Annotated in this window: 15 protein-coding genes; 7 read left to right on the top strand and 8 right to left on the bottom strand. The window is 60.6% G+C overall.

Going from position 1 to position 16,100, the window contains the following annotated elements:
• Positions 1-8 precede the first annotated feature (8 nt).
• The 4 genes from D8779_RS00995 to rapA all read right to left on the bottom strand — a co-directional run bounded on the left by D8779_RS00995 (position 9) and on the right by rapA (position 6,395).
• Positions 9-893 carry a M48 family metalloprotease gene (locus D8779_RS00995; protein ID WP_136662612.1) on the bottom strand — a complete coding sequence of 295 codons (885 nt, stop codon included), beginning with the start codon at positions 891-893 and terminating at the stop codon, positions 9-11.
• 20 nt (positions 894-913) lie between these two features.
• A complete protein-coding gene (locus D8779_RS00990) occupies positions 914-1,417 on the bottom strand; it encodes an SH3 domain-containing protein (RefSeq protein ID WP_167492519.1) in 504 nt (167 codons plus the stop codon).
• Complete coding sequence (locus D8779_RS00985) at positions 1,410-3,257, bottom strand: adenylate/guanylate cyclase domain-containing protein (RefSeq protein WP_136662610.1); 1,848 nt, start codon at positions 3,255-3,257, stop codon at positions 1,410-1,412. Before D8779_RS00985 ends, D8779_RS00990 begins: the two co-directional genes overlap by 8 nt.
• 294 nt (positions 3,258-3,551) lie before the next feature.
• Positions 3,552-6,395 (bottom strand): RNA polymerase-associated protein RapA, encoded by a 2,844-nt coding sequence (gene rapA / locus D8779_RS00980; protein ID WP_136662609.1) that lies wholly within the window; start codon positions 6,393-6,395, stop codon positions 3,552-3,554.
• 174 nt (positions 6,396-6,569) lie between these two features.
• Between rapA and D8779_RS00975 the strand changes: the two genes are divergently transcribed.
• The 4 genes from D8779_RS00975 (at position 6,570) to ccoM (ending at position 7,895) form a co-directional block, all read left to right on the top strand.
• A complete protein-coding gene (locus D8779_RS00975; protein ID WP_136662608.1) occupies positions 6,570-6,869 on the top strand; it encodes an aspartate-semialdehyde dehydrogenase in 300 nt (99 codons plus the stop codon).
• Between the two features lie 11 nt (positions 6,870-6,880).
• Positions 6,881-7,483, top strand: coding sequence for an alpha-ketoglutarate-dependent dioxygenase AlkB family protein (locus D8779_RS00970; RefSeq protein WP_136662607.1), 603 nt, complete (start codon positions 6,881-6,883; stop codon positions 7,481-7,483).
• On the top strand, positions 7,480-7,641 hold the full coding sequence (locus D8779_RS20530) for a hypothetical protein (protein WP_167492518.1): 162 nt from the start codon (positions 7,480-7,482) through the stop codon (positions 7,639-7,641). The genes D8779_RS00970 and D8779_RS20530 overlap by 4 nt, the downstream gene beginning before the upstream one ends.
• A gap of 137 nt (positions 7,642-7,778) precedes the next feature.
• On the top strand, positions 7,779-7,895 hold the full coding sequence (gene ccoM, locus D8779_RS20885) for a cytochrome c oxidase subunit CcoM (RefSeq protein WP_276605876.1): 117 nt from the start codon (positions 7,779-7,781) through the stop codon (positions 7,893-7,895).
• 293 nt (positions 7,896-8,188) lie between these two features.
• Here the strand turns inward: ccoM and glpD are convergent, their stop codons facing one another.
• A complete protein-coding gene (glpD, locus tag D8779_RS00965) occupies positions 8,189-9,730 on the bottom strand; it encodes a glycerol-3-phosphate dehydrogenase (RefSeq protein WP_136662606.1) in 1,542 nt (513 codons plus the stop codon).
• Positions 9,731-9,951: 221 nt separating this feature from the next.
• Entirely contained in the window at positions 9,952-10,710 is a 759-nt protein-coding gene (locus D8779_RS00960; RefSeq protein WP_136662605.1) for a DeoR family transcriptional regulator, read from the bottom strand.
• Between the two features lie 96 nt (positions 10,711-10,806).
• Here D8779_RS00960 and ybaK point away from each other — a divergent pair, with 96 nt between their 5' ends.
• Both ybaK and glpK read left to right on the top strand, forming a co-directional pair.
• On the top strand, positions 10,807-11,277 hold the full coding sequence (gene ybaK / locus D8779_RS00955) for a Cys-tRNA(Pro) deacylase (RefSeq protein ID WP_136662604.1): 471 nt from the start codon (positions 10,807-10,809) through the stop codon (positions 11,275-11,277).
• Between the two features lie 39 nt (positions 11,278-11,316).
• The gene (gene glpK / locus D8779_RS00950) at positions 11,317-12,804 is read left to right on the top strand and encodes a glycerol kinase GlpK (protein ID WP_136662603.1); all 1,488 of its coding nucleotides are present in this window, start codon (positions 11,317-11,319) and stop codon (positions 12,802-12,804) included.
• A gap of 64 nt (positions 12,805-12,868) precedes the next feature.
• Here the strand turns inward: glpK and D8779_RS00945 are convergent, their stop codons facing one another.
• Both D8779_RS00945 and D8779_RS00940 read right to left on the bottom strand, forming a co-directional pair.
• On the bottom strand, positions 12,869-13,651 hold the full coding sequence (locus D8779_RS00945) for a type IV pili methyl-accepting chemotaxis transducer N-terminal domain-containing protein (protein WP_136662602.1): 783 nt from the start codon (positions 13,649-13,651) through the stop codon (positions 12,869-12,871).
• A 74-nt stretch (positions 13,652-13,725) separates the two neighbouring features.
• Positions 13,726-14,955, bottom strand: a complete 1,230-nt coding sequence (locus tag D8779_RS00940; RefSeq protein WP_136662601.1) for a hypothetical protein — start codon at positions 14,953-14,955, stop codon at positions 13,726-13,728.
• Positions 14,956-15,295: 340 nt separating this feature from the next.
• Between D8779_RS00940 and D8779_RS00935 the strand changes: the two genes are divergently transcribed.
• Positions 15,296-16,096 carry a PhzF family phenazine biosynthesis protein gene (locus D8779_RS00935; RefSeq protein ID WP_136662600.1) on the top strand — a complete coding sequence of 267 codons (801 nt, stop codon included), beginning with the start codon at positions 15,296-15,298 and terminating at the stop codon, positions 16,094-16,096.
• Positions 16,097-16,100: the final 4 nt, after the last annotated feature.

The raw sequence follows: 16,100 nt of genomic DNA, 5'->3' as shown, positions 1-16,100 counted from the left end.
CGCCTCTATCACTTGCTTCTAAGTGCCTGCTGATAACGGGCATCCAGGCTTTGGCTCGGGCCGGCGGCGTTCTTGTCGATATACAGATAGACCGGTTGCAGGCGCTGCAGGCGGTCGTCGATACCTGGATGCACCTTGAGAAAGCTAGTGAGCGCCGCATCGTTCTGCCGAGTGGTTCCGAGGGTCTGTAGCACGCCGGCCAAGCCATAAGGGTCGTAGCCGGCGCGGGTGGCGATTACCGCGCCCATGGCGTCAGCCTCGTATTCATCGCTACGGTCCAGGCCACGGCTGTAAAGGTCGCTGACGCTGCGAGTAAAGCGGTCGGTTAGCTCGCCGGCTTGGCTGCCGCCCTTGTCGGCGGCGCCGGCTTGCACCGCGAGGGTGGCGAGGTCCGTGAGCAGGCCGGTTTGCGCCTGCTGTTGGATGGCTTTGAGGTGATGCTGCTGCACCACATGGGCCACTTCATGGGCCAGCACACCGGCCAGCTCGGCTTCGCTGTTCATCCGGGTGAGCATGCCGCTGGTGATAAACACGTAACCACCCGGAGCGGCGTAGGCGGCTACTTGTGAGCTATCAAGTACCACAAAGCGCCAGGGCAGTTCCGGGCGTTCGCTCTGTTGCGCAACCCACAGGCCGACACGATTGACGTAGGCCTGCAGCGGCGGATTGTTCAGCACTGCAGCCTTGCTCAGCAGGATGCTGGCGGTGTTCTGGCCGATCACCCGCTCTTCATCGACGCTTTTCTGACCCATGTTGGTCAGATTCTGGCCGGCGCTGGCCAGCTTGCCCAGGTCAATGCCTTGAATCTGCATGCCTTCCAGCCCCTGGCAGGCGCTGAGACTAATGATTAGGCCGAGTAGGCTGGCGCACTTGATAAATATGGCTGTTTGCATGTCGCTCTCCTCGCGGCGTGTTAGCGGGCGTAGGGCAGGTTCTGGCGGCGCAGGCCGCCTTGCTGGGCAAAGCTGCGCGCCTCGCTTGGGCTGGCGGCAAAGGCATCTAAAGCCTGCACGCTGGGCGAGGCATTGGCGTTGCCGCTGCGCAGTTCCTCATCACTGATACCGCGGATGCCGGTGGCCACGCCGCTGGCGGGAGCGGCCTGGTTGCCGAGCTTGAGCAGGCTGCCCAGATCATTGCTGCGGCTGGCTTGCGCATCTTTGGCAAAACGCAGGCTAAGCAGTGGTAGCCAGCCGCGTTGGCCGTTTGAGGTTTGCACTTGGTACCAGCCGCCCTGACGCTCAAGGACAACAACTTGGGACTCTTTGCCAATCTGGCCGACATTGGCGGCTGAAGCACTGGGCTCGGCGCGCAGGGCGCTTTCCTGGACGGTATGCGCCTGGCGTACTTCGGCCAGCGCCGAGAAACCGTAAAAGCTGAATAGCAGCGCCGCAATGGCGCTGTAGAGGCCTTTATTCATCATGTCTCCTTCGCGGCTCAAAGAGCATTACGGCTTCGGCGCGGCCTTTTACTTGGTGTTCGCCCTGGGGCACGAAGTCCAGATCAAGCGTGCAGGCCTCACGGGTGGCGGCAGAAATCAGCAGGTGGGCGCGGCCCTTGGTCAGCCCCTCGATACGGCTGGCCAGGTTCACCGTGTCGCCTATTGCAGTGTAGTCATAGCGCTGCTTGGCGCCGACCAAGCCGACGACCGCTGGTCCTGTGTGCAGGCCGATGCCGATGTCGAAATCCGGGCAGTTGTAGTCGCGGCGAAAGGCGTCGAGGTTATCGAGCATTTCCATCGCAGCGAGGATGGCTTGATCGGCCTGCTGTGGGTTGTCCAGCGGCGCGCCCCAAAAGGCCATGATGGCGTCGCCGATAAACTTGTCGAGGGTAGCCTGGTGTTTGAACAGTACCTCCACCTGGCTGCTGAAATAGCCTTCGAGCAGGTGCACAATTTCGGTCGGTGTGTGTTGCTCGGAGAGGGTAGTAAAGCTGCGGATATCGGAGAACAGCACGGTCAGTTGGCACTCCTTGCTCGCCAGCAAAGCCTCCGGGTCGTCGCGGGCCACCAGTTGGTTGACCACCACAGGGTCCATAAAGCGGCTGAACAAGCGAATGGTGTCCTGCAATTGCTGGCGCCGACGCAGGTAGAACAGTGCCAGCGCGGCGGCTAGCAGCAGCCACAGGCAGATCAATCCCGGTAGCACGCCGAGCAGCATGCCCTGCAGGGCCAGCCAGTAGCTGCCAGTAAACAGCGCCAGGCTGCCGAGCAGGCACAGGGAAAAAGCCGCCGGCAGCTGTTCACGCAGCAGCAATGCACTCAGACCGAGCAATAACAACAGCGGGCCAAGCAACTCCAGCCAGGCGTCGACTTCATACAGCTGGTGCTTGTTGAGCAGGTTGTCGATGGCCGTCATCAGGATAAATGGCGCCGGGTAGAGAGTGTCCAGCGGGGTCGGGCGCAGATCGTGCAGGCCAGCGGCGGTGGTGCCGATAACGATGATCTTGTCCTTGAACAGCTCGGCTGCCAGTGGCTCGCCCTGGTTGCGCGCCGCCGCCAGCACGGCGGCGTAAGGCAGGCGTGGATAGGGCAGGCGGCTGGTGCCGGGCCAGTCCAGCAGCAGGCTCTGTTGCGGCGGTAAAGCGCCGGTCAGGTCATGCACGATGCGCGCAGGCAAGCTGGGCAAGCGCCAGCCGGCAAAACTGCGGTACAGCTCGTAACTCCGGCCGATACCGTCATTATCAGGGCGAAAGTTAATGCTGCCCAGGCGCCACAGCTCACTGGGAAAGGCATTGGGCAGTAGCAATAAGCCGCGCTGATCGTCTGCGCCGCGTTGTCCCGGTGCTTGCCAGGTGGAGGCGGGGTAGTCGCGCAGCAGTGGTGGCTGGCTGCCTTCATCGGCCTGTTGCACCAGGGCGGCGAGGTAGGTGGTGGCGCTGCGCTGCAGCACTTCGGCAAAGTAGCTGTCGGCGTCCGGATTGAACTGATCGGGTTCGCTGAACAGGATGTCGAAGGCTACGGCCTTGGGTTGTTGACTGAGCAGGTATTCCAGCAGCTCGGCATGCAGCGAACGCGGCCACGGCCATTTGCCGGCCTCGCTGGCCAGCACTTGCAGGCTCAGATCGTCGATATCGATGAGCAGCAGGCGAGGGTCGGGCGTTTGTTCAGCGGCGCGCTGGCGGATCAGCCAGTCGAGGTGAGCGTTGTTCAGCCCATTTAGCGCGGGCCACAGATGCAGCAGGGGAAGCAGAAGCAGCGCCAATAGGCAAAGCCCGCCAAGGCTATGACGAAACCGACGCGAGGCGGCGCGTGCAGGCACAGAAAGCTCCTGTGAGCTGGAGTGACAGAAGTATTGCTTCTGACTCTAGCAGCCCGCTGGCAGTTACTCAGGTAGACGCGGCAGAGCCTGTTCAAAGGCTTGCGAGCTAGAGCCCTGCAAGGCGCTACGCCAGTAACAGCCTCCGGCTGGTCAAAACAGGCGAGGAAACGGATGTACTGTTGTACATGAGCATTACTCGTTCCACTCGCCCTTCGGGCCGCGCTGAAGCGCGTTAGCCACAAGTGGCTTGCCGACCCTGTTTTTAACGCAGCAGGGCCGACGCGCAGCAGCCTTTTAGCCAGCAACCAGTACGCGAATAGCCTCCAGGCGCAACGCCGCCTTGTCGAGCATGGTCAGGCCTTGCTCGCGCTGCTGGCGCAGAGCATTGAGCTCGCTGTCGCGCACGCTTGGGTTGACCGCTTGCAGGGCGATCAGGCGCGCCAGTTCTTCATCGGTTTCTGCGGCCAGACGGCGTTTGGCTTCATCGACGCGGGCGTTGTGGCGCTCGGCGACTTTGCCTTCACCGGCATTGATCAACGGGTTGAGGCTGTCACGCTGAGCCTGGACGAACTTGTTGGCGCTGGCGCGTGGCACGGTTTCCAGCTGTTCATTGAGCTTCTCGAACGAGACTTTGGCGGCCAGGTCGTTGCCGTTGGCATCGAGCAGGCAACGCAGGGCGATTGGCGGCAGGTAGCGGCCCAGTTGCAACGCGCGTGGGGCCACCACTTCACTGACGTAGAGCATTTCCAGCAGCACGGTGCCGGGTTTCAGTGCCTTGTTTTTGATCAGCGCGACGCCGGTGTTGCCCATGGAGCCGGAGCGCACCAGGTCCATGCCGCCTTGCACCATGGGGTGTTCCCAGGTGAGGAACTGCATGTCTTCGCGCACCAGGGCCATGTCGCGGTCGTAGGTGATGGTCACGCCTTCGTCGTCGCCGAGCGGGAAGCTGGCATCCAGCATTTTCTCGCTGGGACGCAAAATCAGCGCGTTGTCGGAGTGGTCTTCGCTGTCGATGCCGAAGGCGTCGAACAGTTGCTCCATATAAATCGGCAGGGCGAACTGGTCATCTTGCTCGAGAATCGCCTCGACCAGTGCCTCACCTTCACCGGCGCCGCCGGAGTTGAGTTCCAGCAGGCGGTCGCGACCGGCATGCAACTCACCTTCCAGGCGTACGCGCTCGGCCTTGGCTTCGTCGACCAGCGTTTGCCACTCGCCATCGTCGCCGCTTTCCAGCAGCGGCAGCAGGCGAGTACCGAACTGCTGTTGCAGGGCGTTGCCGGTCGGGCAGGTGGCCAAGAAGGAGTTCAATGCCTGGTGATACCACTGGAACAGGCGCTCTTGCGGGCTGTTTTCCAGATACGGCACGTGCAGCTGAATACGGTGTTTCTGGCCGATCCGGTCGAGACGGCCGATACGCTGTTCGAGCAGGTCCGGGTGGGCCGGCAGGTCGAACAGTACCAGGTGGTGGGCGAACTGGAAGTTGCGACCCTCGGAGCCGATTTCCGAGCAGATCAGCACCTGGGCGCCGAATTCTTCATCGGCGAAATAGGCGGCGGCGCGGTCACGCTCAAGGATGCTCATGCCTTCGTGGAACACCGTGGCCGGAATGCCTTTGCGCACGCGCAGGGCGTCTTCCAGGTCCATGGCGGTCTCAGCGTGGGCGCAGATCACCAGTACCTTGAATTTTTTCAGCATCTTCAGGGTGTCGATCAGCCATTCGACGCGTGGGTCGAATTTCCACCAGCGCTGGTCTTCATCAGCATCACTTTGCGCTTGGTAGCTGACTTCCGGATACAGGTCGGCATGCTCACCGATGGGCAGCTCCATGTATTCGTCGGGGCTGGCCAGCGGGTAGGGGTGCAGCTCACGGTCCGGGAACCCCTGCACGGCGGCGCGGGTGTTACGGAACAGCAGGCGCCCAGTGCCGTGGCGGTCGAGCAGCTCGCGCACCAAACGCGCCGAGGCTTCGATGTCGCCGTCGCTGACTGCTGCGAGCAAGGCTTCACCGCCCGCGCCGAGGAAATCATGGATGGTCTGGTGCGCAGCAGGCGACAGGCGGCCCTGGTCGAGCAGTTCCTGCACCGCTTCGGCAATGGGTTTGTAGTTGGCGCTCTCGGCGCGGAAGGCGGCAAGATCGTGGAAACGATTGGGGTCGAGTAGGCGAAGTCGGGCGAAGTGACTGTCCTGGCCAAGTTGCTCCGGGGTGGCGGTGAGCAGCAGTACGCCGGGAATCACTTCGGCCAGCTGTTCAACCAGCGCGTACTCGCGGCTGGCATGTTCCGGGTGCCAGACCAGGTGGTGGGCTTCGTCGACCACCATTAGATCCCAGCCGGCGGCAAATAGGGCATCTTGGGCTTTTTCGTCTTCGCACAGCCATTCCAAGGCGACCAGCGCCAGCTGGCAGTCTTCGAACGGGTTACTGGCGTCGCTCTCGATAAAGCGTTCTGCGTCGAACAGCGCAACGTCCAGGTTAAAGCGCCGGCGCATCTCTACCAGCCACTGATGCTGGAGGTTCTCGGGTACTAGGATCAGCACGCGATTGGCACGGCCGGACAGTAGCTGGCGATGGATCACCAAGCCCGCTTCGATGGTTTTACCCAGGCCCACCTCGTCAGCGAGCAGCACGCGTGGGGCTATGCGGTCAGCCACTTCGCGGGCGATGTGCAATTGGTGGGCGATGGGTTGTGCGCGTACGCCGCCCAAGCCCCAGAGTGTGGATTGCAACTGGCGGCTGGTGTAGTCGAGGGTGTGATAACGCAGGGCGAACCAGGGCAGCGGGTCGATCTGCCCGGCGAACAGGCGGTCGCTGGCCAGACGGAACTGGATAAAGTTCGACAGCTGAGTTTCCGGCAGGGTGACGCTCTCATGCTGGGCATTGAGACCGTGGTAAACCAGCAGGCCATCAACGTCGTCGACTTCCTGTACGGTTAGCTTCCAGCCTTCGAAATGGGTGATTTCATCGCCCGGAGAGAAACGTACGCGAGTCAGCGGTGCACTGCGCAGGGCGTACTGGCGGGTTTCGCCGGTGGCCGGGTAGAGCACGGTGAGCATGCGGCCATCCTGCATCAGGACGGTTCCCAGCCCCAGCTCCGCTTCGCTGTCACTGATCCAGCGTTGCCCCGGTTCATACTGCGCCATGCTTGTCTCCCGCGTGAAAAAGCCGACTATGTTAACGGAACCCTGCACTAAGGCCCAAGACGCATTGCAGCGTATCGGGCACTTTGTGTATTTAGGTGGATCAAAAGTGTAGCGATACCTCGTTCAAGTCGTGGCTTGGCTGGCCGACAGCCTGACCAAAGGAGGGTTTAATACATGCTGCCGCCAATTCCTCATAGTCTGGCGCCCGTGACCGTTCAGCAGGACGTGGTAAAGCCGCGCCCAGAAATTCCTCCGGTTACGGCCACCGCTGAAAGCTCCAAGGAAAGTGGCGTCAGCCTGGATAAGCGGCACCCGCAGGAAGCCGAGGTGATGCTGCGCGAGGAGCAGCGCCGGCGTCAGCGTCGTCACGGATACAGCCCTGAGGAGCTAGCTGAAGGCGAAGTGGCCGAGGCAGACGAAGCCGTGATCAATGAACTACCGCGTCAGGGGCTTTGGGTGGATGTGGAAGTTTGAGAATTTTATCCATGGAGCTGTTTAACGACGCTTCGTTGCCGCTGCCCAACGCCGAGCTTGAATTGCATGCGCAATGGCTAGCCCCGGCAACGGCTGATCAGTGGCTGGCCGAATTGAGCGCACACACGCCCTGGCAGCAGCCGCAAGTGCACATTTACGGGCGGCAACTGCCGGTGCCGCGCCTAGTGGCCTGGTATGGCGATGCCGAGGCCAGTTATCGCTACTCAGGGTTAACCCATCAACCGTTGTCTTGGACGCCGCTTCTGGCGCAGATTCGCGCGCAGGTGGAGCAGGCGGTGGGGCAGCCACTGAATGGCGTGTTGCTCAACTGTTACCGGGATGGTCAGGATTCCATGGGCTGGCACAGTGACGATGAGGCTGAGCTGGGTGCTAACCCGCTGATCGCCTCACTCAATCTGGGCGGCACCCGGCGTTTCGACTTGCGGCGCAAGGGCGGTAACCGTATCGAACACTCGTTGCCGCTGCAGCATGGTTCATTGCTGGTCATGCGCGGGCCAACCCAGCATCATTGGCAACACCAAGTGGCGAAAACGCGCAGCCCCTGTGCGCCACGCCTGAACCTGACCTTTCGTTTGATTAAGCCAAGCCCATGAGCCAAGACGACAAGCTGATTGATTTCGCCGCCGAGCGCGACAAGCGCATCCATGACCTGCGCGATAAAAAACTCAATGAAATGCGCGATGCCTTCGAACAGGCTTTGCCGCTACCCAAAGGCAAGAAAAAACCCAAGGGCAAACCGAAAAAGTCCTGACAGTGTCAGGCTCTTTTCTATGCGTGGATCTATTGATGCGGCATAGAACAGCGCAGTTTTGATCTGGATCAATAGCCCCTGCGCGGCCCCTGTTACCGTGAAGCCATACCCACACAGGCTTCATGCAGGAGGCAAGCATGTTTATCGATGTCGTAGTTCTCGCCGGTATCGGCACCGTCGGTTTGATGGTTGCCTTCTTCGTCGGTGTTGGTTATTTCATCTGGCAGGATTCGCATAAGCGTAAGCAAGGCTGATTCTGCTGGGAAGGACCGATTCAAGGCTCGCGAGCTAGAGTCCTGCAAGGCAGAAATCGGCGAGGAAGCGGAGTTTACGAGTTGTAAATGAGCATTACTCGTTTCCCTCGCCCTTCGGGTCACGCTGAAGCGCGTTAGCCGCAAGCGGCTTGCCGAGCGGTTTCTAACGCAGCAGGGCCGACGCGCAGCAGGCTTTGAATCGGTTCGAAGGGGCACGCAAGGCAATTTGGGCGACTCAGGTCGCCCTTTTTTATGGCCGGCCATCCATGGCGGCCGGATTGTTACAGCGCTATTTACGCTGCGTGAGCATCTTCAGGGCTGCGCGGCGATTCGATGCGCAGGTAGCTGTCGAGTTTGGCTTGCTGCGCTGCGGTAGTGAACAGCCCGAGCTTGCTGCGTCGCCAGAGTATGTCGTCCGCCTGCATGGCCCATTCTTCCTGGCACAGGTAGTCGACTTCGCGGGTGTACAGGCCGCCGCCCAGGTGTTCGCCCAGATCGCTGAGGTTGCTCACACCCTTGAGCATCACCCAGCTGCGGCTGCCATAGCTGCTGGCCCAGCGCCGCGCGAGTGAGGTGGGCAGCCAGCTAAAGCGTGCGCACAGTGCTTCAACCAAAGCGCTCTGGCTCTCCAGTTGTTCTGCGCCGGGCAACAGGCTTGTTGCCGTCCAAGTGGGGCCCATCTTCGTGAAGAAAGGGGCCAGTTGCGCCAATGCTGATTCGGCGAGCTTGCGGTAAGTGGTGAGTTTGCCGCCAAACACCGAGAGCAGTGGTGCCTCGCCCGGATGGCCGGACAGCGACAAGGTGTAATCACGGGTGACGGCTGATGGGTCGTCCGATTCGTCGTCGCACAGCGGGCGCACCCCAGCGTAGGTGTGGAGGATGTCGCTGCGGCTTAATTGCTGTTTAAAGTGGGCATTAACCACATTCAACAAGTAGTCGGTTTCTTCTTCGCTGATCGCCACTTTGGCTGGGTCGCCCTGGTATTCGCGGTCTGTGGTGCCGATCAGGGTGAAGCGCTCCTGGTAGGGGATGGCAAAAACAATGCGGCGGTCTTCGTTTTGCAGGATATAGGCCTGCTCACCCTCGAACAGGCGCGGCACGACGATATGGCTGCCTTGAATCAGGCGGATGCCGTAAGGCGACTCTTGCTTCAGGTCTTCACGAATAAAGCGCGCCACCCAGGGGCCGGCAGCATTCACCAAGGCGCGGGCGCGAATCGAAAACAGGCTGCCATCGCTGCGCTCCAGATGGATATGCCACAAGCCCTTGCTGCGCCGCGCGCTGACGCAGCGGGTGCGGCTGTGCACATGCGCGCCTTGTTCGCGGGCAGCCATGGCATTGAGTACCACCAAGCGTGCGTCGTCGACCCAGCAGTCGGAATATTCGAAACCGCGGCTGATCTCGGCCTTTAGCGGGCTACCGGCGCCGAAACGCAGGCTGCGCGAGCCTGCTAGTTTCTCGCGCTTGCCCAAATGGTCGTAAAGAAAGAGACCCGCACGGATCATCCAGGCCGGCCGCAGGTGTGGGCGGTGTGGCAGGACAAAACGCATGGGTTTGACGATATGCGGGGCTTTGGTAAGCAGCACTTCACGCTCGGCCAGTGCCTCGCGTACCAGGCGGAATTCGTAGTGCTCCAGGTAGCGCAGACCGCCGTGGATCAGCTTGCTGCTGGCCGAAGAGGTGTGTTGCGCCAGGTCGTCCTTTTCACAAAGGAACACGGATAAACCTCGCCCGGACGCGTCGGCAGCAATCCCTACACCATTGATGCCGCCGCCTATCACGGCAAGGTCATAAACTTCAGCAAGTGGAATGTTGCGGGTAGGGCGAGTAGACATGGCGGCACCGAAAGTCAGTATTGAACTTTGAATGTTCACTTTCGAAAATATGCTAGTCGAATACGCATGGCTTCGCCACCCCGAAATGCGCTTTCGCGCCCAGTGGTCGTCCGGTTAAGAGGGAAGAACCTGCCTCGAATCTTGCGAGCTAGAACGAGATAGGCCATTTCTAACCCAGTATCGCCGACACGCAGCAGATACAAGGCAGGTTCGAGGGTGGCTTACACCAGGTCGAGCTGAACCTTGTGTTCTGCCAACAAGCGGTTGACTGCAGCCGAGGGGGCCGCGTCGGTGAACAGCCGGTCAACCAACGCGACCGAGCCCAGGCGCACCACGGCGTTGCGGCCGAATTTGCTGGAGTCGACGGCCAGGAACACCTGGCGTGCATTGCTGATGATGGCCTGGGAAACGCGCACTTCCTGGTAATCGAAGTCGAGCAGGCTGCCGTCTTCATCGATACCGCTGATGCCGACCAGGGCGAAATCAACTTTGAACTGCTGGATAAAGTCTACTGCCGCCTGGCCCACCACGCCGCCGTCGCTGCGCACTGTGCCGCCGGCCAGCAGCACTTCGAAGTCAGCCTTGGCGCTGAGCTGGGCGGCCACGTGCAGGTTGTTGGTGATGATCTTCAGGCCCTTGTGCCCCAGTAACTCACGGGCAATGGCTTCGGTGGTGGTGCCGATATTGATAAACAGCGACGCGTGGTCGGGGATCTGTGCGGCGATAGCGGTGGCGATGCGCTGCTTTTCATCGCGCATCAAGCCGGCGCGCATGCTGTAGGCGGTATTCTGGATGCTTGAGCTTTCACTCGCTGCACCGCCATGGGTGCGCCGCAGCAGCCCCTGCTCAGCGAGCTGATTTATGTCGCGGCGTATGGTTTGCGGGGTCACGGAAAACGCCTGGGCCAACTCGTCGATACTGACGTAGCCGCGTTCGCGGGCGAGTTCGAGAATGTCGTGTTGGCGGGGCGGCAGGGTCATGAAAGCTCCTCGGAAGTGCGCGCCATTATAGGCTGCCGTCGCGGCCATTTTGGGCTAAGGTACGCCAACTTTGTCAGATTGTTTTCACATTCGAACATGACCCCAGCCATCGATTTGCTGAAAAAGGCCAAGGCTGTGCATCAGGTGCACAGTTATCACCACGACCCCAAGGCGGCTTCCTATGGTTTGGAAGCCGCAGAAAAGCTCAATCTTGAGCCTGCTCAGGTGTTCAAGACCCTGCTGGCTGCCAGTGAGAAGGGTGAGCTGCTGGTCGCGGTGGTGCCGGTCGTCGGTACGCTCGATTTGAAAGCCTTGGCTCACGCCGCCGGGGTGAAGAAAGCCGATATGGCCGACCCCAATGCGGCGCAACGAGCCACAGGCTATCTGCTCGGAGGTATCAGCCCGCTAGGTCAGAAAAAGCGGTTGCGCACCTTTATCGATGACTCCGCGCAGCAGTTTCCCAACATCTATGTCAGTGCTGGACGGCGCGGGTTGGAAGTGCAGCTGGATGCCGCCGTGCTGGCGCACCTGACGCAGGCGTTGTTTGCGCCCATCGGTCGCGGCTAGTCGTTCAACTTTTAAACTTATAAAAACAAGGAAATCTGCATGTCTCATTACCTGCTTGCCATCGACCAGGGCACCACCAGCAGCCGGGCGATTGTCTTCAGTGCTCAGGGCTTGCCCGTGGCGCGCGCGCAGCAGGAGTTCAAGCAGTATTTCCCGCAGGATGGTTGGGTTGAACATGATGGTGAAGAGCTGTGGCTAAGCACCCTCAAGGTCTGCCGTGAGGCGCTCAAACAGAGCGGCCTGAGTGCCAGCGATGTAGCCGCTATCGGTATTACCAATCAGCGTGAAACCACCCTGGTGTGGGATGCGCAAACCGGTACGCCGATCCATCCGGCGATTGTCTGGCAGGACCGGCGCACCGCCGACTATTGCGCCGAGCTGAAAGAAGCTGGGCATGAGTCCGCTGTCGCTGCCAAGACCGGGCTGCTGATCGATCCTTATTTCTCCGCAACCAAGCTGCGCTGGATTCTGCAGAAGGTGCCCGGTGCCCGTGAGCGTGCTGAGCGCGGAGAGCTGCGTTTTGGCACCGTGGACTCGTTTCTGCTGTGGCGCCTGACCGGTGGCAAGTCGCACAAAACCGATGCCAGTAACGCCTCGCGCACCCTGCTGTTCAATATTCACACCCAACAGTGGGATGAGGAGTTGCTCAAACTGTTTGAGATTCCCGCCAGCCTGTTGCCGGAGGTGCTCGATTGCGCCGCTGATTTCGGTATCACCGAGGCCAATTTGCTTGGGGCGGCCATTCCGGTGTTAGGCATGGCCGGTGATCAGCAGGCCGCGCTAATCGGCCAGGCGTGCTTCGAACCGGGTATGGTCAAGAGTACCTACGGCACCGGCTGTTTTATGATCCAGAACACCGGCAGCACGCCGGTGATCTCGAAAAACCGTCTGCTGACCACGGTTGGCTATCGTCTGAATGGCCAGGTCACCTATGCGGTGGAAGGCAGTATTTTTGTTGCCGGCGCGGCGGTGCAGTGGCTGCGCGACGGTATCAAGCTGATTAGCCATGCCCGTGATACTGAAGCCATGGCCGAGCAGACCGGCGATGCGTGCGGGGTGTACTTGGTGCCGGCATTTACCGGCCTTGGTGCGCCGTACTGGGATCCGAAAGCTCGCGGTGCGATCTTTGGTTTAACCCGCGACACGGGGATCAAGGAAATCGTCACTGCCGGCCTGCAGTCGGTGTGTTACCAGACCCGCGACCTGCTTGAGGCCATGCGCCAGGACGGCGCGGCCGAGCCCAGTGCGTTACGGGTGGATGGCGGCATGGTGGAAAACAACTGGGTCATGCAATTTCTCGCCGATATTCTCGGCGTGCCGGTGGAGCGCCCGGAGGTCACCGAAACTACAGCACTGGGTGTGGCCTATCTGGCCGGCCTGCAAGCCGGGCTATACAAAGATATGGCGAGCATCGCCCAGCATTGGCATCGCCAGCAGCGGTTTGATCCGCGCATGGCCGACAGTCACCGCAGCAAGCTGTATGACGGTTGGTTGGATGCGGTGAACAGGGTGCGCAGCGAAGGTTGATTCTGTTGTGTAGGAGCCCGCTTGCTGGCGATCACGCAAGGCAAGCTGGCTCCTACAAGGTGGATCAGGAGCCTGCCAGCATTACCCCTTCGTATTGATTAGTCAGTTCATGCATCTGCCACAGCAGGGTTTCGGTGGTGGTGGAGATGATTGTCGGTACATAGCGCGAGTCGTTCGCGAGGTTGAAGCCGGCGCGGGTAAAGCGCCATTGTGCTTCGGCCTGGCTCAGGCCTTTGCTTATTTGTGCGGTGTTCTGGCTGGCCTGCTGCAACGCGTGCAGCGCGACATCAAACTCACTGACAGCTTGCTCGAAGCTCTGTTGCAGGTTGCTAATCGGCAAGTGCCAGCTCATGGCCAGATACAGCGCGGCAATGCGTTGGCTGAGCATGCGTTGACGCCCGCTACGGTTTATCAGGGCGGCGCTCTGGGCGCCGCTGTGGCGTTCCAATAGCAGCACCAGGTGTTCACTCTGCGCGAGCAGTTGATCGCTCAACTGCAGAACCAATAACGCTTGTTGTTTGTCCGGACGTGACAGGGCCAGCTCACGGTAACGCTGCCAGGTTTTTCCGGCGTCATCCAACGCCGCACGAATGTCCGCGGTGGGTGCGTATTCGCTGAGGGCGAGGTAGTTGCTCTCGAATTTGGCGATGCTTTGGTCGAGTTGCTGTTCGGCTTGCTCGGGGCGAACCTCGGCGCCGATCATCAAGTAGGTTTTGGCAATACGTTGGCTAAGCATGCGCTGCATGCCCGAGAGATTCATTGATTCGGCGGCGCTGATAACTGCCCAGCTGCTGGGGCTGAAAAGGCTTAGGCTAAGCAGTAGGCCAAAGAATATGGGTTTGAGCATGATGAGTCTCCTGAAAACCCGCGGCTGAGTCGCCGCGGGCATAGCGCAAAGGCCCCCTGCAGAGGCCAGGATCGTCAGTAGCTGTATTGCAACTGCACCCACAACTTATCGGTGTCCACGGCAAAGTCGTCGGCGTCGTAGCTGGCGTACTTGACCAGGCCGACCAAGCCCTTCACACCAGGGATCGGATGGGCATAGGAAAGGTCGATTTCTTCGCCGTACTGGCTGCTGCCTTTTTCGGCACGGAAGTCGTGGTACCAGGCCGCCAAGGTGCCGCCCAGCAGTGGCGCGCTGGCGCCGACGTAGGCGTCTTTGATGCCGTTGGCTGGGGTCAGCAGAAAGATGTCGGCCCAGCCCTGGAACGCATGCTTGGTCGCCAGCGGCGTTTGGAAGGCGCGGTTGCCTGGGCCCTCGTCGCCCCCCAGTACTTCGTAGCCGCCCTTGAGTGTCACGCCTTTGATGATGTAGCCGAGTTCGGCCAGGTAATAGTCGCTGTCCAGGTCCAAGGGGTTGTCGGCGTACTCGGTTTGTTGAGCGTATTCCAGCACGTAGCTCACGCCGGCGACGGCACCATTGAGGCGCACGCCAGTGGTCTTGCTCGACTGGTTGCCGGCGGCCAAGTTGTCCAGGCCTAGACGGTACTGGTAGGCGGTGGCTGTCAGCTCGGGCATGAGCACGTATTGAGCGTTGAGCAGGTGACTGTGGCCTTCGATATTGGCTGGGTTGCCCGCCGTGTCGTATTTACCATTGCCGGGGCCGAAGATGCTGTTGATGTTGTCGATATAGGCGTAGCTCAGGGTCAGTCCGCTGAGTGGCTTGAGCTGGAGCAGGGCGCCGTCGTAGGTCTGCTCGTTTTGCCGCCAGGCCACGCCACCGACGAAGCGCTGATTGTCGAGGTTGATGCGTTGGCGACCCAGCACGGCGCTGCCGTACTGATGGTCATAGCGCAGCAGGGCCTGGTTGATCTCGCTGCCATCCGGATCGGCAACCACGGAATACTCGCTCTGGCCGTTGCGGGTTTCGTTGTAGCTGGCGTCGCCAATGAGGCTGACGTTGTCGGCCTCAATCAGCGCAGAGAGGCCGTACCACTTGCCGCTCTGCACGCCCACGCGGGTGCGCAGGGTTTGCGCGTTGGCATGTTTGAGTGCGTTGTCTTGATCGACATGCTCATAGCGGTAGCGCGCATCAAGGATCGGCTTGGCCTCAGTGAAGAGGTTGCTGAAGGCTTCTTCAGCATGGGCGGCGTGACTGAGGGTGGTGCCGGCAATGGCCAGCGACAGCAGGGACAGTTTCATCGTGCGCATAGCGGTCTTCCTGTGAGCCAAAAAACGCAAAAAAAAACGCCACAGCGCCCATGCCTCAAAGGAGTGGGTGCTATGACGTCGTTGTCGGTTGAGTGGCAGACACGCCGTTGTGCTGACCGGGGAGGGTCATAGCAGGCGGCGTGCCAGAATTTATAAGCTGCTGATTTGTTAAAGTTTTATGATTTTTTAAGAGCGTTTGGCGATTAATAACCGCACCGTTGCAGCTCGCCGCGCATTCAGACAGTGCAGCTGTACCGGTGCAATCGCCGCCCGCTGTAGTGGGCGCGCGTTGTCAGGCTGCGGCATGCTTTAGATCACTACGAATAAGGAGAGTCGTTGTATGCAGCTTGAATTTCACCAGGTCGATGCCTTTGCCGCGCGGCCGTTTACGGGTAATCCGGCGATGGTTTATCGCCTGGACAAGTGGCTGGACGAGACGCTGATGCAGCAGATCGCTGGCGAACACAACTTGGCGGAAACGGCTTTCGTGGTAAAGGAAGGTGCGGTGTGGCATATCCGCTGGTTTACCCCTGAGGCTGAAGTGCCGCTCTGCGGTCACGCCACCTTGGCGTGCGCTCATGTGTTGTTTGAGTTGTATGACGAACCGGGTGACGTGATCGATTTTAGCTGCTTGTCTGGCGCGTTGCGGGTTACCCGTGCAGGCGAAAAGTTGGTGCTGGACTTCCCTGTGCGCCTGGCGGAGCCCTGCATGCTGTCGCGCGAGGTCGAGCAGGCGCTTGGCATGCCGGTTGAGGCCGTGCTGGCCTTGCCGGGGGCGGAGGGTGTTCAGGAGTTGTTGGCAATCCTGGCGTCGGAGGCCGCCGTGCGCGCCTGCCAGCCGGATCTTGCCGCGGTCGCCAAGTTGCCGGGCCTAGGCCTACTGATCAGTGCGCCGGGTGAGCGGCATGATTTTGTCTCGCGCTACTTTGCCCCGGCCATCGGCATCAATGAAGACCCGGTCACCGGCTCCACGCACTGCATCCTTACGCCTTACTGGGCGCAGCGGTTGGGCCGGTCTGAGTTAAGTGCTTTTCAGTGTTCGGCCCGCGGCGGCGAGCTGCACTGCCGGCTAGAAGACGGTCGCGTGAAGATTGCCGGCCAGGCGCTGTTGGTCGCCAGCGGCCGGCTTTTGCTGCCGTGAGCTG

Origin of the sequence: Pseudomonas leptonychotis (assembly GCF_004920405.1) — a bacterium.
Taxonomy (GTDB): Bacteria; Pseudomonadota; Gammaproteobacteria; order Pseudomonadales; family Pseudomonadaceae; genus Aquipseudomonas; species Aquipseudomonas leptonychotis.
This window is presented reverse-complemented; position numbering and strand designations above follow the sequence as displayed.

Coding starts and splice junctions, on each gene's coding strand:
- D8779_RS00995 (WP_136662612.1), bottom strand. CDS start 893: ATGCAAACAGCCATATTTATCAAGTGCGCCAGCCTACTCGGCCTAATC.
- D8779_RS00990 (WP_167492519.1), bottom strand. CDS start 1,417: ATGAATAAAGGCCTCTACAGCGCCATTGCGGCGCTGCTATTCAGCTTT.
- rapA (WP_136662609.1), bottom strand. CDS start 6,395: ATGGCGCAGTATGAACCGGGGCAACGCTGGATCAGTGACAGCGAAGCG.
- D8779_RS00975 (WP_136662608.1), top strand. CDS start 6,570: ATGCTGCCGCCAATTCCTCATAGTCTGGCGCCCGTGACCGTTCAGCAG.
- D8779_RS00970 (WP_136662607.1), top strand. CDS start 6,881: ATGGAGCTGTTTAACGACGCTTCGTTGCCGCTGCCCAACGCCGAGCTT.
- D8779_RS20530 (WP_167492518.1), top strand. CDS start 7,480: ATGAGCCAAGACGACAAGCTGATTGATTTCGCCGCCGAGCGCGACAAG.
- ccoM (WP_276605876.1), top strand. CDS start 7,779: ATGTTTATCGATGTCGTAGTTCTCGCCGGTATCGGCACCGTCGGTTTG.
- glpD (WP_136662606.1), bottom strand. CDS start 9,730: ATGTCTACTCGCCCTACCCGCAACATTCCACTTGCTGAAGTTTATGAC.
- D8779_RS00960 (WP_136662605.1), bottom strand. CDS start 10,710: ATGACCCTGCCGCCCCGCCAACACGACATTCTCGAACTCGCCCGCGAA.
- ybaK (WP_136662604.1), top strand. CDS start 10,807: ATGACCCCAGCCATCGATTTGCTGAAAAAGGCCAAGGCTGTGCATCAG.
- glpK (WP_136662603.1), top strand. CDS start 11,317: ATGTCTCATTACCTGCTTGCCATCGACCAGGGCACCACCAGCAGCCGG.
- D8779_RS00945 (WP_136662602.1), bottom strand. CDS start 13,651: ATGCTCAAACCCATATTCTTTGGCCTACTGCTTAGCCTAAGCCTTTTC.
- D8779_RS00940 (WP_136662601.1), bottom strand. CDS start 14,955: ATGCGCACGATGAAACTGTCCCTGCTGTCGCTGGCCATTGCCGGCACC.
- D8779_RS00935 (WP_136662600.1), top strand. CDS start 15,296: ATGCAGCTTGAATTTCACCAGGTCGATGCCTTTGCCGCGCGGCCGTTT.